This window comes from Bradyrhizobium sp. SZCCHNR1053, assembly GCF_032381235.1.
Classification (GTDB): domain Bacteria; phylum Pseudomonadota; class Alphaproteobacteria; order Rhizobiales; family Xanthobacteraceae; genus Bradyrhizobium.
In genome coordinates this window covers 1-15,214 of record NZ_JAUHJM010000016.1, presented here as the reverse complement: position 1 = coordinate 15,214, position 15,214 = coordinate 1, and the positions used below count along the sequence as shown (strand labels likewise).

10 protein-coding genes are annotated in these 15,214 nt (G+C 66.4%); 2 read left to right on the top strand and 8 right to left on the bottom strand.

Going from position 1 to position 15,214, the window contains the following annotated elements; all coding sequences use genetic code 11:
• Positions 1-406: 406 nt before the first annotated feature.
• The 4 genes from QX051_RS27065 to QX051_RS27050 form a co-directional block, all read right to left on the bottom strand.
• Positions 407-2,362, bottom strand: a complete 1,956-nt coding sequence (locus tag QX051_RS27065; protein ID WP_315778278.1) for an acetyl-CoA carboxylase biotin carboxylase subunit — start codon at positions 2,360-2,362, stop codon at positions 407-409.
• A gap of 17 nt (positions 2,363-2,379) precedes the next feature.
• Positions 2,380-3,996, bottom strand: coding sequence for an acyl-CoA carboxylase subunit beta (locus tag QX051_RS27060; protein ID WP_315778225.1), 1,617 nt, complete (start codon positions 3,994-3,996; stop codon positions 2,380-2,382).
• A 98-nt stretch (positions 3,997-4,094) separates the two neighbouring features.
• Positions 4,095-5,693 carry an AMP-binding protein gene (locus QX051_RS27055; RefSeq protein ID WP_315778224.1) on the bottom strand — a complete coding sequence of 533 codons (1,599 nt, stop codon included), beginning with the start codon at positions 5,691-5,693 and terminating at the stop codon, positions 4,095-4,097.
• A gap of 117 nt (positions 5,694-5,810) precedes the next feature.
• The gene (locus QX051_RS27050; protein WP_315778223.1) at positions 5,811-6,677 is read right to left on the bottom strand and encodes a 3-keto-5-aminohexanoate cleavage protein; all 867 of its coding nucleotides are present in this window, start codon (positions 6,675-6,677) and stop codon (positions 5,811-5,813) included.
• A 188-nt stretch (positions 6,678-6,865) separates the two neighbouring features.
• Between QX051_RS27050 and QX051_RS27045 the strand changes: the two genes are divergently transcribed.
• Entirely contained in the window at positions 6,866-9,451 is a 2,586-nt protein-coding gene (locus QX051_RS27045; RefSeq protein WP_315778222.1) for a cation-translocating P-type ATPase, read from the top strand.
• On the opposite strand, the gene QX051_RS27040 is transcribed toward QX051_RS27045, so the two are convergent.
• The 4 genes from QX051_RS27040 to QX051_RS27025 all read right to left on the bottom strand — a co-directional run bounded on the left by QX051_RS27040 (position 9,421) and on the right by QX051_RS27025 (position 13,495).
• Positions 9,421-10,212: a helix-turn-helix domain-containing protein gene (locus tag QX051_RS27040; RefSeq protein ID WP_315778221.1), complete on the bottom strand. Its 792-nt coding sequence runs from the start codon at positions 10,210-10,212 to the stop codon at positions 9,421-9,423. The genes QX051_RS27045 and QX051_RS27040 overlap by 31 nt on opposite strands.
• Before the next feature lie 179 nt (positions 10,213-10,391).
• On the bottom strand, positions 10,392-11,048 hold the full coding sequence (locus tag QX051_RS27035) for a glutathione S-transferase family protein (protein ID WP_315778220.1): 657 nt from the start codon (positions 11,046-11,048) through the stop codon (positions 10,392-10,394).
• Complete coding sequence (locus QX051_RS27030) at positions 11,048-12,217, bottom strand: acyl-CoA dehydrogenase family protein (RefSeq protein WP_315778218.1); 1,170 nt, start codon at positions 12,215-12,217, stop codon at positions 11,048-11,050. Before QX051_RS27030 ends, QX051_RS27035 begins: the two co-directional genes overlap by 1 nt.
• 138 nt (positions 12,218-12,355) lie before the next feature.
• Positions 12,356-13,495 (bottom strand): acyl-CoA dehydrogenase family protein, encoded by a 1,140-nt coding sequence (locus tag QX051_RS27025; protein WP_315778217.1) that lies wholly within the window; start codon positions 13,493-13,495, stop codon positions 12,356-12,358.
• 269 nt (positions 13,496-13,764) lie between these two features.
• Between QX051_RS27025 and QX051_RS27020 the strand changes: the two genes are divergently transcribed.
• The gene (locus tag QX051_RS27020) at positions 13,765-14,997 is read left to right on the top strand and encodes an ABC transporter substrate-binding protein (protein WP_315778216.1); all 1,233 of its coding nucleotides are present in this window, start codon (positions 13,765-13,767) and stop codon (positions 14,995-14,997) included.
• The last annotated feature ends 217 nt before the right edge of the window (positions 14,998-15,214 follow it).

The window sequence follows — 15,214 nt, the reverse complement described above, 5'->3', positions numbered from 1 at the left end:
CACGATCGGCATTGTTGCCGTTTGAAGGATTAGGGGTCGGTACCCCGCCCTTGAAACAGCGCAGTTGATTTCACGCCTTTGATGGCAGAATTGCCCCCTCGCCTCGACAGCGATGTACTCCCCTCCCCCTTGCGAGGAGGGGTCGCGGGTGGGGGTCCACGAGTCGCGCTCCACGTGATCTGCGCTCCCACCGTGGACGATGTCGACGATGATCTGCGCAACCCGCCAACCGCCTCCTTTGAGTGTTGCAGAATGCAGCGGCGGGACGCTGCATGTCGCGAAGCGATGCCTCCGTGAGAATATCGAAGTCGCATACAACAGAGTTCAGCGCGCGCGGACCCCCGCCCCGCAAGCGGGAGGGAGGTGCAGCATGCCTCGAGCTAACTCACGCCCAGTTGCGCGACGATCAGCCCGCAATCTCCACCACGATCCGACCCGTCGTCACCTGGTCGCCCTCGGCGACCTCGATCGCGGTCACCGTTCCGGCGATGCCGGCAGTATGAACGTGCTCCATCTTCATCGCCTCGAGCGTCACCACCGGCTGTCCCACAGCCACGCTGTCGCCCGGCTCCACCAGCACCGCGACCACGCGACCGTTCAGGGCCGCACGGACCTTGCCATCACCTCCGGTGGCGGCCGAGGATTGCGGCCTCGCCAACGTCAGATCGCGCACTGCCAGCGTCTGACCGCGATGCTGGACGAACAGCCGATCGTCGTCACGGACGAAGCGCGCGCTCTCGACGATCTCGGCGTGCTGAGCGCGGATCGCATCACCAGTGAGCGATACGATCTCGAAGCGATGCTCTGCATCGCCACGCGTCACGCGGTAGCTTCCGTCACGCTCGCGCAGCAGCTCGCACTCGGCCACCTCGCCGGCGATCTCGAACCGGAGCGGCGTCGCGAAGGCGGCCGCGAGCGAGCGACCGCGGCGGACGGGATGTGCGAGCGGATGGCTGACGGAGAGCAGCAGGGCGACCAGCGCGAGGTCTGCCGCTTCGGCGGCCGGCGCACGCAACTCGTCACGATGCGCCGCGATGAATGCGGTGGTTGCCTTGCCCGCGGCGAAGGCCGGATGCCGCAGGCATGAAATCAGGAAGGCCCGGTTGGTCGGGACGCCCAAAGCAACGGCCTGCTCCAATCCGGCGATCAGCCTTGCGCGCGCCTCCTCACGAGTCGCAGCATGGCTGATCAGCTTGGCGATCATCGAATCGTAGTGGGGCGGGATCTCCGCGCCGGACTCCAGCGCATGCTCGACCCGGACCATCCCCGGCATCTGCCACAGCGCCATCCGCCCCGATTGCGGCATGAAGTCGTGCGCGGCATCCTCGGAGCACAGCCGCACCTCGATCGCATGACCCGAGAAGCTGATCTGGTCCTGGCGCAACGGCAGAGGCTCGCCGGCGGCGACCCGCAATTGCCATTCGACGAGATCGAGTCCCGTCAGGGCCTCCGTCACGGGATGCTCGACCTGCAGCCGCGTGTTCATCTCCATGAAGTAGAACTGGCCGTCGGCATCGAGCAGGAATTCCAGCGTGCCGGCGCCCTCATAGCCGAGCGCCTTCACCGCCTGCACCGCCACCGCGCCCATGCGCGCGCGCAGCTCCGGCCCGACCGCCGGCGACGGCGCCTCCTCGATCAGCTTCTGATGCCGCCGCTGTACCGAGCAGTCGCGCTCACCGAGATGGACGGCATTGCCGTGGCTATCGCCGAATACCTGGATCTCGATGTGGCGCGGACTGACGATCGCCTTCTCGAGGATGACGGTGCCGTCGCCGAACGCCGTCGCCGCTTCCGAGCGGGCGCTGCGCAGCAGGTCGGGAAAGGCGTCCGCATCCGTCACAAGCCGCATGCCGCGGCCGCCACCACCGGCGACGGCCTTGATCATTACCGGGAAACCAATGCGGCGCGCCTCGCGCAGCATCGCGTCGTCGCCCTGGTCCTCGCCCTGATAGCCGGGAACGCAGGGCACGCCGGCGCAACTCATGATCCCCTTGGCGCCGGCCTTGTTGCCCATCGCCTTGATCGCCTCGGGCGATGGCCCGATGAACACCAGACCGGCCTCCTTGCACGCTTGCGCAAAATCCTCGTTCTCGGCGAGAAAGCCATAACCGGGATGCACGGCATCCGCGCCAGTCGCCTTTGCGGCGGCGATGATCGCTGCGATGTTGAGATAGGACTGTGCGGGCGGCGGCGCGCCGATGCGGACGGCCTGATCGGCGAACCGGACATGCAGCGCATCGGAATCGGCGTCCGAATAGACCGTGACCACGCCATAGCCGAGCCGGCGCGCGGTGCGCATGATCCGCAAGCTGATCTCACCGCGGTTGGCGATCAGCACCTTGTGGAACGGCCTGCGCGTCATTGCACCCATCTCTTCGCTCATGGCCTGGACACCGAGAACTGCATCCGCTGCGGCTCGCGCGCCTCCGCCTCGCGGCAGATCGCCAGCACTTCCGACAGCACCGCGCGGGTGTCACGCGGATCGATCACGCCGTCGTCGAGCACGCGCGCCGAGGTCGCGAACGCGTCCATCTGGCTGTCGAACACGCCGATGATCTGCGCCTTCATGGCATCGAGCTTCTCGCGCTCCACCGGCTTGCCGCGGCGCGCCGCCGCCGCTTCAGTCACGATCGCCATCGTCTCCGCCGCCTGCTCGCCACCCATCACGGCGGTCTTGGCGTTGGGCCAGGAGAAGCAGAAGCGCGGGTGGAATCCACGGCCGCACATACCGTAGTTGCCCGCCCCGAACGAGGCCCCGCAATAGATCGTGATCTGCGGCACGCTGGCCGAGGTCACCGCCTGGATCATCTTGGAGCCGTGCTTGATCATGCCGGCCTCCTCATAGGCGCGGCCGACCATGTAGCCGGTGGTGTTGTTGAGATAGAGAATCGGCGTTCGGGTCTGGCAGCAGGACTGGATGAAGTGCGTCGCCTTGTTGGCGCCGGCCGGATCGAGCGGGCCATTGTTGGTGACGATGCCGATCGCCTGGCCCTCGATACGGGCATGGCCGCACACCGTCGCAGGCCCGTAGTTTGGTGCCATTTCGACGAAGTCGCTGTCGTCGACGATCCGCGCGATGACCTGGCGCATGTCGACGGGGCGCTTGTGGTCGAGCGGCATGATGCCGAGCAGCTCCTCCTGGTCGTAGCGCGGCGGCTTCGCCGAGTGCGCTTCAGGCGACGGCCGATCCCAGTTCAGCTTGCCCATGATCTCGCGCGCGATGCGCAGGGCGTCGCGGTCGTCCTCGGCGAGATAGTCGCCGAGACCCGAGATCGCGGTGTGCATCTCGGCGCCGCCGAGCTCTTCCTCGGTGGCGATCTCGCCGGTCGCGGCCTTCAAGAGCGGCGGCCCGGCGAGGAAGGCGCGGGTGCGGCCGCGCACCATCACGATGTAGTCGGACAATCCGGTCTGATAGGCGCCGCCCGCGGTCGACGACCCATGCGTCACGGTGACGACCGGAAGGCCCGCCGCCGACAGCCGCGCCAGGTTGCGAAAGATGTTGCCGCCCCGCACGAAGTCCTCGACGCGGTAGCGCAGCAAATTGGCGCCGGCACTCTCGACCAGTTGCACGTAGGGCAGCTTGTTCTCCAGCGCCAGCTCCTGCACGCGCAGGGTCTTGTCGAGGCCGTAAGGCTGTAGCGCTCCGGCATCGATGCCCGCGTCATTCGCCGAGACCATGCAGCGCACGCCGGACACGAAGCCGATGCCGGCGACGACGCCGCCGCCCGGCACACTCTTGGCCGGGTCCGGCGTATCGAACATGTAGCCGGCAAGCGTCGACAGCTCCAGGAACGGCGCGCCGGGATCGAGCACCAAGGCGACGCGCTCGCGCGGCAACAACTGGCCGCGCTGATGGAAGCGCTCCTTTGCCGCCGCCGAGGCATTGCGCGTGCGCGCCTCGAGATCGCGCATCCGCGCGATCAGGACGAGCATGCCGTCACGATTGGCCTGGAAGGCGGCGCCGGCGGGAGAGATGGTGTTGTCGATGGTGGCCATCAGTTCATGCTTTCGTCATTCCGGGACGCGAGTGCGCAGCAAGATGGACGGGCCATCTTGCTGCGCGGGAGCGAACCCGGAATCTCGAGGATCAACCCTCACGCGCTCTTCGCCACGAAATGATCGCCATAGGCCTGGCGCAGCTCGACCTTGCGCAGCTTGCCGGTGGCGGTCATCGGCATCTCCTCGAGCACCCGCACCAGCTTCGGCACCTGGAAGCCGCCAAGCGACTTGCGGCAGTGCTCGAGCAGCTCGGTCTCACTGGCCTGCGCGCCGGGCTTGAGCTTGACGAAGGCCGAGACGGCCTCGCCCCATTGCGGATGCGGCAGGCCGACGACGGCGGCATTCTGCACCGCCGGATGCGCCAGCAGGGTCTCCTCGATCTTGACCGAGGCGACGTTCTCGCCGCCGGACTTGATCATGTCCTTCTTGCGATCGAGGAACAGCACCTCGCCCTTGTCGATGACCGCGAGATCGCCGGTATGGTGCCAGCCGAACTTGCGGGCGTCCTCGGTCGATTTCGGATCCTTGTAGTAGCCCAGCATCACGTTGGGCCCGCGATGCACCAGCTCGCCGATCTCGCCGGGCGGCAGCAGGTTGCCGGCATCGTCCATGATCGCGGTCTCGTTGACGAACAGCGACTCGCCCCAGTAATTGCCGAAACGATTGAGCTGCACCTCGGGACGCGACATCGTCGTCGCCGGATACATCTCGGTCTGGCCGCTGGTCAGCACGAAGTTCGGGCACAGCTCCCTGATGGCGCGCTCCAACAGCGGCCGGCCCATCGGCGCCATCGTGTAGAGGCAAGTCCGCAAGTGGGAGAGGTCGAACTCCTTGCGGCGCGGATGATCAAGGATTGCCTGGTACATCAGCGGCAGGCCGACGAACACGGTGAGGCGGTCGCGCACGATCGCCTCCATGCAGGCGACCGGGTCGAAGCCACGCATCAGCGCCATGCGGCCGCCGACCGAGAGATAGCTGAGCAGCAGCACATGGCCGGCGCAGTGGAACAGCGGAAATTGCCCGGTGATGCCGTCGTCGCGCGAGAGCTGCATCTCGATGCAGTTGCTCATCACGGCCATCACCACGGCGAGGTGACAATGCATCGCGCCCTTCGGCCGCGACGTCGTGCCCGAGGTGTAGATGATCATCGCAAGATCGCGATCGTTGATCTCGATCTCGGGCTCGACGTCCGAATGACCCTGGATGAGGTCGGTGAAGCCGGCAAGCCCCGCGGCCTTCGCCGTCCCGGTGAGATCGACGGCGATCAGCTCGACGCCCCGCTTTTCCAACGCGGCGCGGCGGTCCGCCTGAGCAAACAGATTGTCATCGATGAGCGCGAAGCGGACCTCGGCATGGCCGAGGATGTAATCCATGTCGGCGGGCCCGAGCATCGTATTGATCGGCACCCAGACGAGACCGGCGCGATGGATGCCGAACAGCGCTTTGACGAACTCGATCGAGTTGTTGCAGACGGTCGAGATCTTTTCGCCCGGCTTCAGCCCCTTGGCGACGAGATGGTTCGCAAACCGGTTGGCATCGCGCTCCAGCTCGGTGAACGTCACCTGACGGGCGCCATCGGTGATCGCCACCCGCTCGGGAAAGCGGCGCGCCGCGCGCTTCAGGAGATCGCCGATCGCGACCCGGCCGATGCGGCCGGGACCGGACACGCCGCCGGTGGCATCGAGATTGGTCATTGGCCTGTTCCCTCCCCATCCACGTCATTGCGAGGAGCCGAAGCGACGAAGCAATCCAGGGCGTCGTGCAGAACTCTGGATTGCTTCGCTGCGCTCGCAATGACGGCGTATGCTGCGTCAATTCACCGTGCCAAACATCTGCCGGGCCTCGGCGGGACTTGCGATCTCGCGGCCGGCGCGCCGCGCGCACGCCGCGATGGCCTCGATCAGCTGGCCGTTCGAGGTCACCTTGGTGCCGTCGGCGAGATAGAACGTGTCCTCCAGCCCGGTGCGGAGATGGCCGCCAAGCTCGGCGCAGCGCTGGTGCAGCGGCCAGATCTCGGCGCGGCCGATCGCCGTGACCTGCCAGTGCGCTTCCGGCAGCTTCAGCTTGAGCATGATCGGCAGCAGCTCGGGATCAGCCGGCATGCCGGAGGCAACGCCCATCACGAAATTGTACTCCAGCGGACCGCCATACATGCCGGTCTGGCGATACATCGCGACACAGCGCACGATGCCGACGTCGAAGCATTCGAATTCCGGGATCGTGTGCGCGTCCTTCATCGCGGCGAGATAGTCCTGGATCTTCTCGACCGAGTTGTCGAACATCATCGGCGGCCAGGCCCAGTTGTTGTCGACCTTGACCTTGAGATAGTTCAGCGAGCCGGCATTGCAGGCCGCGATCTCCGGCCGGGTCTGCCGGATGCAGTCGAGCGCACCTTGATAGTTCGGTCCCGACACGCCCGAGGTGTGATTGATGATCACGCCGGGACAGGCCTCGCGGATCGCCTGCTGGATCTCGCGGGAGACGTCGACGTCCCAGGACGGCAGATGCCCCTTGCCCGGCGCCTGCTGGCGCAGATGGATGTGCATGATCGCAGCACCGGCGTCATAGGCGCGCCGCGCCTCGCGCGCCATCTCCTCGGGCGTGACCGGCACATGATGCTGCCTGGGATCGGTGAGCACGCCGTTCAGCGCGCAGGTGATGACGGCTTTGTCGCTCATGGCACTCGTTCGATGGCTTCGCGCAAGCGGCGCTGTGCTGATCCGGCCCGTATATGACGGTGTCTCCGCCTGATCTGCTTGCGTTGACTCGCTGGTTGGAGGCCGCGCAACCCGCTATTGCTCTGCATCAAGCGCCCGGACGGGATCGGCGCTAACTGGTTCCCATGTTTCTCGTCACGGGGCGTGCAATGCCGATCGACACACAACCGGCGCCGACATTTCCGAACGGCCTGAGCGCAGCCGAGGCGGCACGGCGTCTGACGGCGGAGGGATTCAACGAGCTGCCGCAGACCGGCAAACGCTCGATCCTGCGCCTCGTCGCCGACGTGCTGAAGGAGCCGATGCTGCTTCTGCTGCTCGCCGGCGGGGGCATCTATCTCGCGCTGGGCGACGCGGCGGAAGCGATGCTGCTCGGCGTGTTCGCCTCGGCCTCCGTCTTCATCACCATCGTGCAGGAGGCGCGGACCGAGCGCGTGCTGGAATCGCTGCGCGACCTCTCCAGCCCGCGCGCCCTGGTGATCCGCGACGGCGAGCGCATCCGCATCGCCGGCCGCGAGGTGGTGCGCGGCGACCTCATCGTGCTCGCCGAGGGCGATCGCGTCGCGGCCGATGCGGTGCTGCGGGAGTGCGACGATCTGCTGACGGATGAATCGCTGCTGACAGGCGAATCCGTGCCGGTGCGCAAGCGCCCCGCCCCGGCCGAGCCGATCGACACGCCCGCTGCGGCGGCCGGCGGCGACGACCAGCCATTCGTGTTCTCCAGCAGTCTCGTCGTCCGCGGCGGCGGCATTGCCGAGGTGACGGCGACCGGGCCGCACACAGCGATCGGCAGGATCGGCCAGTCGGTGACCGCCCTGGAGACCGAGACGCCGCGGTTGCGGCAGCAGACCCGGCGCCTGGTGCTGGCGTTCGCCATCGGCGGCGGCATCGTGGTTGCGATCACGGTCGTGCTCTATGCGGTGTATCGCGGCGGCTGGCTGGAGGGAATCCTCGCCGGCATCGCGCTGGGCATGTCGATGCTCCCCGAGGAATTCCCGGTGGTGCTGACCGTGTTCCTGGCGATGGGCGCCTGGCGCATCTCGCAGGCGCGCGTGCTGACGCGGCGCGCTTCGGCGATCGAATCGCTCGGCGCCGCCACCGTGCTGTGCACCGACAAGACCGGCACCCTGACGCAGAACCGCATGATGGTGGCCCGGCTGGTGCTGCCGGACGGCGGCGCGCTGCAGCCTGCGACGGCGACGCCGGATGCCATCACGCCGCCCTTCCGCGATCTCGTCGCCACCGCCGTGCTTGCCTGCGACCCGCAGTCGCATGATCCGATGGAGAAGGCGCTGCACGCGCTCGGCGCCGACGCCACCGCAGGCGCCACGTTGCAGCGACGCTACGGCTTGCGCCCCGACCTGCTGGCGATGACCAACGTCTGGTCGCGCGACGGCGCCGGCGTCGTGGCGGCCAAGGGCGCGCCGGAAGCGATCGCATCGCTCTGCGGCGTCGACGGCGGCGAGCTGGCGGCGCTGCAGGCGCGCGTCGAGACGCTCGCCGCCGAGGGCCTGCGCGTGCTCGGCGTCGCCCACGCGAGCTGGAGCGGCGAGGCGCTCCCCGACATACAGCAGGACTTCGCGTTCTCGTTCCGCGGTCTCGTCGGCTTCGCCGACCCGCTGCGTCCGGAGGTGAAGGATGCCGTCGCCGAGTGCCGCTCCGCCGGCGTCCGCGTCATCATGATCACCGGCGACTATCCCGCGACGGCCACCGCCATTGCGCGGCAGGCCGGGATCGATCCCGAGCGCGTCATCGCGGGCCCCGAGCTTGCCGATCTCGACGACGACGCCCTGGCGCTTGCGGCGCGCGCGCCGACGGCGTTCGCGCGCATCATGCCGGAGCAGAAGCTGCGCATCGTCACCGCGCTCAAGGCCGACGGCGAGATCGTCGCGATGACCGGCGACGGCGTCAACGATGCGCCGTCGCTCAAGGCGGCGCATATCGGCATCGCGATGGGCGGCCGCGGCACCGACGTCGCGCGCGAGGCCTCGGCGATCGTGCTGCTCGACGATGATTTCGGCTCGATCGTCAAGGCGATCCGGCTCGGCCGGCGCATCTACGACAATCTGCGCAAGGCGATGAGCTTCATTCTTGCCGTGCACTTTCCGATCGCCGGCCTGGCGCTGCTGCCGCTCGTCACCGGCCTGCCGCTGCTGCTCGGGCCCGTGCACATCGCTTTTCTCGAGATGATCATCGATCCCGTCTGTTCGCTGGTGTTCGAGGCCGAGACCGAGGAGAGCGACATCATGCGGCGGCCGCCGCGCGATCCGCAGGAGCCATTGCTGCCGCGGCCGCTGGTGCTGTGGGGGGCGCTGCAGGGCATCCTGGCGATGCTCACCACGGGCGGCGTCCTGCTGCTGGCACACCGCAATGGCATGCCGGACGACGAGCTCCGCGCGCTGGTATTCTTCACCCTGGTGTCGGTGATCGTCAGCCTGATCTTCGTCAACCGCTCGTTCTCGAGCTCGCTGCGCGAGGCGCTGCTGCGGCCGAACCGCATGCTGCTGCTGGTGATCGGCTTCGTCGTCGCCGTGCTCGCGACCAGCCTGACGCTGCCCGCCGCCGCGGCGCTGTTCCGGTTCGGACCGCTGCATGTCGACGATCTCGCGCTGACCGCGGCAGCCGCGCTGACCACGCTGATCATGCTCGAACTGTCGAAGTTCCCGCTGCGCGCCGCGCTCGCGCGGCACGCAGCCAGGAAAGATCAGGTCAAGGCCGCCTCGCCGGCGCGGTAGATCGCGAGATCGCGCGAGCCGGAGAAGATCGCGCGCGGCTTCAGCCCGTAGAAGCGGCGGATCGAATGGCTGAAATGCGTCGAGTCGGGATAGCCGATATCCTGCGCGAGATGCGCGAGGTTGAGGTCCTGGTTGGCGTAGTTGAGCAGATGCCGCGCGCGCTTCCAGGCGCGGAACGAACGGAAGGAGATGTCGGTCTCCTCCTTGAACAGATGCAGGAAGCGCGACGTCGACAGGCCGACGGCGGCGGCGCAGCTCTCGGCCGTGGCCGGCTCGCCGGAGAAGCGGCCAATCAGACCGATCGCCTTGACCACGCGCGGATCGAGCGTCCGCTGCGGCAGCACCTCGCCGAAGCACAGCCGGTCGAACACTGCGCTGGTGACGTCGCCGCTCAGCGGCCGCTGCACCAGCTCCTCATAGGCGGCGCGAATGCGGCAGGCGAACGCCTCGGCCTCGCGGGCGACGCGGCTGGCGAAGCGGTCGAGGGTGCCAATCGGCACGCTCTCCGGCTCGATCGTCACGACGATGACGGTGCGATAGTCGCTCTCGATGGTGTGCTGCCTGTTGGGCGGCACGACCAGCAGCTCGCCGCAACGCTCCTCGCCGCCATCGGGAATCAGCCGCAGGCTGCCGGTGAGCGCGACATAGATATGGCACGCGCCCGAGCAGCGCTGGCGCGGACGACCGAGCAGCCCGGCGTAGAAGACGCGCTCGGGCGTGATCAGCATGAGATGGCCGGAGTCCCGGCGGGTCACATCCATGGTCTTCCTCCTGAGGCGCGGCTCTGGCGGCCGCTTCTTTGGAGAAGAACCATAGCGCAATTCGCGCCCCTGTCATCGGCGACGATTGCCGATTTTTGTCGCGGTTAATTCACCGATTCGAGATGATCGTGATTCCGGGTTCGATGCTCAAGCATCGCCCCGGAATGACGTCCCCAAAGCTACGGCCTGACCCGCGGCTCGATGCCCTGCTCCACGCCCGCACGCTGCTCGGCGGCGCGTGCCCGCTGATAGCCCTCGCGCTGCTGCAATCGCACCCAATAGGCAGCCACATTCGGCCCAAAATCCTTGGCGAGCCCAAGCGTGTCTGCGAGACGCAATGCATAGCCGATCACGATGTCGGCCGCGGTGAAACGACCCGCGCACAAGAACTCGGCATTCGCCGTCGCTGCCTCCACGGCGCGCAGCCGTCCCAGGAACCACTTGGCATAATCGGTGGCGACCTGCGGCGAGCGCCGCTCCTCCGGCTCGAGCTGAGTGTATCGCAATACCAGCGTCTGCGGGAACGTCAGCGTGGCGTCGGAGAAATACATCCAGTTCAGGAACGCGCCGTAGTCCTTTTCCTCAGGCCCGACCATCAGCGGCGTCGGGCCGTGCTTGATGCCGAGATAATGGCAGATGCCCGAGGACTCCGTCATCTTCGTCTCGCCGTCGATCAGAAACGGGATCGTGCCGAGCGGATTGATCGCCAGATACTCCTTCGCCAGCACCCGCGGCGGGAACGGCAGCATCTTCAACTCGTAGTTAAGTCGAAGCTCTTCCAGCATCCACAACGGGCGAAACGAGCGGGCGCCGTCGCAATGATACAGCGTGATCATCAGGCGCTCCCCGCTTTGCCGGTGCCGGGCAATGTCCCCATCATCTTGCACAGGATGGTCAGCATCACCTCGTCGGCGCCGCCGCCGATCGAGCTCAGGCGCGAATCCCGGTAGGCCCGGCTGACCGGCGTCTCGTTCATGAAGCCCATGCCGCCCCAATATTGCAGGCAGGCGTCGGTGAGCTCGCGCCCCAACCGGCCGGTCTTGAGCTTCACCATGGTCGCGAGCCGCGTCACGTCCTCGCCGGCGATCAGCGCCTCCGCGGCCTGGTAGGTCAGCGCGCGCAGCAGCTCGACCTCGGTCTGCATTTCCGCGAGCTTGAAGTGGACGACCTGGTTGTCGAGGATCGAGCGACCGAACGCCTTGCGGTTGCGGGTGTACTCGATGGTCGCATTGATGATCGCTTCATGCGCCTTCAGGCAGGCCGCGCCGGCCCACAGCCGCTCCTCCTGGAACTGCATCATCTGATAAGTAAAACCCTGCCCCTCCTCGCCGATGCGGTTGCGCTTGGGGACGCGAACGTTGTCGAAGAAGATCTGCGCCGTGTCCGACGAGCGCATGCCCATCTTGTCGAGCTTGCGCGCGACCTGCACGCCCTTGCTCTTCATCGGCACGCAGATCAGCGACTTGTTGCGATGGACAGGTCCGTCGCTGGTGTTGGCGAGCAGGCAGATGAAATCGGCCTGGGTGCCGTTGGTGATCCACATCTTGCCGCCATTGATGACGTAGTCGTCGCCATCGCCGCGCGCCTGGGTCTTGATCGAGGCGACGTCGGAGCCCGCGCCGGGCTCGGAGACGCCGATGCAGGCGACGTAGTCGCCTGAGATCGCGGGCGCCAGGAACTCCTTGCGCACCTCGTCGGAGCCGAACCGCGCCAGCGCTGGCGTCGCCATGTCGGTCTGCACGCCGATCGCCATCGGGATGGCGCCACAATTGATGGCGCCGAGCTCTTCCGCCATCATCAGCGCGTAGGAATAATCCAGCCCCTGGCCGCCGAACTCGACCGGCTTGTTGAGGCCGAGAAAGCCGAGGTCACCGAGCTTCTTGAACAGCTCATGCGCCGGAAAGATGCCGGCCTCCTCCCATTCGTCGACATGGGGATTGATCTCGGCAGCGATGAACTTCTGCAGGATGCGGCGCGGTTCGTCGTGGTCGGCGGTGAAGAGCATTCTTGATCGAGCTCCTGTCGTCTCTTGTCTTGACGTCATGGCCGGGCTTGTCCCGGCCATCCACGTCGTTGTTCTTATATGGCGTACAGCGTGGATGCCGGGGTCAAGCCCGGGCATGACGAGCGGACAGAGTGCGCGTCACAATCCCATCTGCCGGCTGGCCAGATCCTTCATGATCTCCTCGGTGCCGCCGCCGATCGCGTTGACCTTCACCTCGCGATAGATCCGCTCGACCCGGATGCCGCGCATGAAGCCGGCGCCGCCGAAGATCTGCACCGCTTCGGAGGCGCAGTAGGCCATCGTCTGCGTCGCCTGGTTCTTCATCATGCAGATCTCGGCGACCGGATTGTCGCCCTGTTCGAGCCGCCACGCCAGCATTTCCAGCATCGCCTGCGACGCCGCGACGCGCTGCGCCATGTCGACCAGCTTGTGCCTGATCACCTGGTGCTGCGCCAGCGGCTTGCCGAAGGTCTGGCGCTCCTTGGCGTAGGCAATCGCATCGTCGAGGCAGACACGGGCGTAGGCCGTGCAGCTCGCCGCCATGCCCATCCGCTCGCTGTTGAAATTGTGCATGATCAGCTTGAAGCCCTGCCCCTCCTCGCCGATCAGGTTCTCGACCGGCACGCGGCAACCGTCGAAATGCAGGGTCGCGGTGTCCGACGCCCACCAGCCCATCTTGTCGAGCTTGGTGCGCGTCAGGCCCGGTGTGTCGCCGGGAACCAGCAGCAGGCTGACGCCCGCCGGCCCAGGTCCGCCGGTGCGCACGGCGACAGTGATGTAGTCAGCGCGCATCCCGGAGGTGATGAACGTCTTCTCGCCGCTGACGACATAGTGATCGCCGTCGCGGACCGCCTTGGTCCTGAGATTGGCGACATCCGAGCCGCCGCTCGGCTCGGTGATCGCGAGCGCCGAAATCTTCGAGCCCGATAGTATGTCCGGCAGCACCCGCGCCCTCACCTCCGGCCGCGCGGCGCGCGCGATCGGCGGCGCGCCGATCGTATGGCTCATCAGGCTGGCGCTGATGCCGCCGGCACCCGCACGCGCCAATTCCTGCGACGACACGATCTTCATGAACTGGTCGGCCGGCACGCCGCCGAATTCCTCCGGGAAGCCGAGCCCAAGCAGGCCGATCTCCGCCGCCTTCAGATACAGCGCGCGCGGAAATTCGCCGGCCTCGTCCCACGTGCTCGCGAACGGCGCGATCTCCTTGTCGACGAAGCGCCTGATGACGTCGCGGAAGGCCTCGTGCTCGGCCGTGTAGAACGGGCTCTTGGTCATGGCGGCGCCGGGAGGATCCTGCTTCGTGCGCGAGAGAAGATGCGCCGGAAACGCCCGTATCAACTTGCGTGGAGTGGCTGGCCGGCAAAATCAACTGCGGCGCGCCCGATCGGCCCCCGCCAGGTTCCCAAGGCCAGCGCCTGGACGCAAGACAGTGCATTGCACACATCTGCCCACTCGATTGCGGTGAGCGGCCTCCCATGGCCACCATCGCCGCAGGCCAAGAGCAAAAACGACAATCACGGAAATTCAATCGAGGAAGCCCAGGGATGTTGCCGATGACGACCAGGACTCTGCTCTCATTCGCGGCCGCGGCCGCCTTTTCCGTACTGGCGAGCCAGAGCGCGCTTGCGCAGAAGAAATACGACACCGGCGCCACCGACACCGAAATCAGGATCGGCAACGTCGAGGCGTATAGCGGCCCGGCCTCGGCCTACGGCATCATCGGCAAGACCGAGGAAGCCTACTTCAAGATGATCAACGATCAGGGCGGCATCAACGGCCGCCGGATCAACTTCATCTCCTATGACGACGGCTACAGCCCGCCGAAGACGGTCGAGCAGGTGCGCAAGCTGATCGAGAGCGACGAGGTGTTCCTGGTGTTCAATGCGCTGGGCACGCCGACCCAGACCGCCGTGCAGAAATATCACAACGCCAAGAAGGTGCCGCAGCTGTTCCTGGCCACTGGCGCCAGCAAATGGAACGACCCGAAGGAATTCCCCTGGACCATGGGCTTCCAGCCGAGCTACCGCGTCGAGGCGCGGATCTTCGCCAAGTACATCCTCAAGGAGAAGCCGAACGCGAAGATCGCGATCTTCTATGCCAATGACGATTTCGGCAAGGATTACGTCCTCGGCATCAAGGAGGTGCTCGGCGACAAGGCCAAGACCATGATCGTCGCCGAGGAGAGCTACGAGACGACCGAGCCGTCGATCGACTCCCACATCGTCAAGCTCAAGGGCACCGGCGCCGACGTGTTCGTCAACATCTCGACGCCGAAATTCGCGGCCCAGGCGATCAAGAAGATCGCCGAGCTGGAATGGAAGCCGATGCATCTGATGACCGACGTCTCGATCTCCATCGGCGCCGTGATGAAGCCGGCCGGGCTGGACGCCTCCGAGGGCGTGCTGTCCGCCGGCTATCTCAAGGATCCGTCGGACCCGCAGTGGAAGGACGACGAGGGCATGAAGAAGTTCATGGCCTTCATCGACAAGTACATGCCGGGCGCCAACATCTCCGACGCCAACCTCGCCTATGGCTATGCCGCGGCCCAGACCATGGCGCAGACCCTGAAGCAGTGCGGCGACACTCTCACCCGCGACAACGTCATGAAGCAGGCCGCCAGCCTGAAGGATTTTGCGCCCGACACCCTGATCCCCGGCATCAAGGTCAATACCGGCCCCAATGATTTCGCCCCGATCGAGCAGCTCAAGATGATGCAGTTCAAGGGCGGCAAATGGGACCTGTTCGGCGACATCATCAGCGCGGACGTGGGGGGATAGGCGGAAGGAAGATGGCGCGCTGCGCGTCTCGCTCGGCTTCGCAACGCGAGCACACCGAAAATTAGATATCCATCTCTCACGACGACGGCGGCCGGCTCCCCTCCCCCTTGCGGGGAGGGGTCGGGGGTGGGGGTCCACGCGGTATGAACCGGGCTGAGTCCTGACAATTCAGACCGGGTTGATTCCTGACAGGCAAGCTTCGTCCGATTCGAAGGAG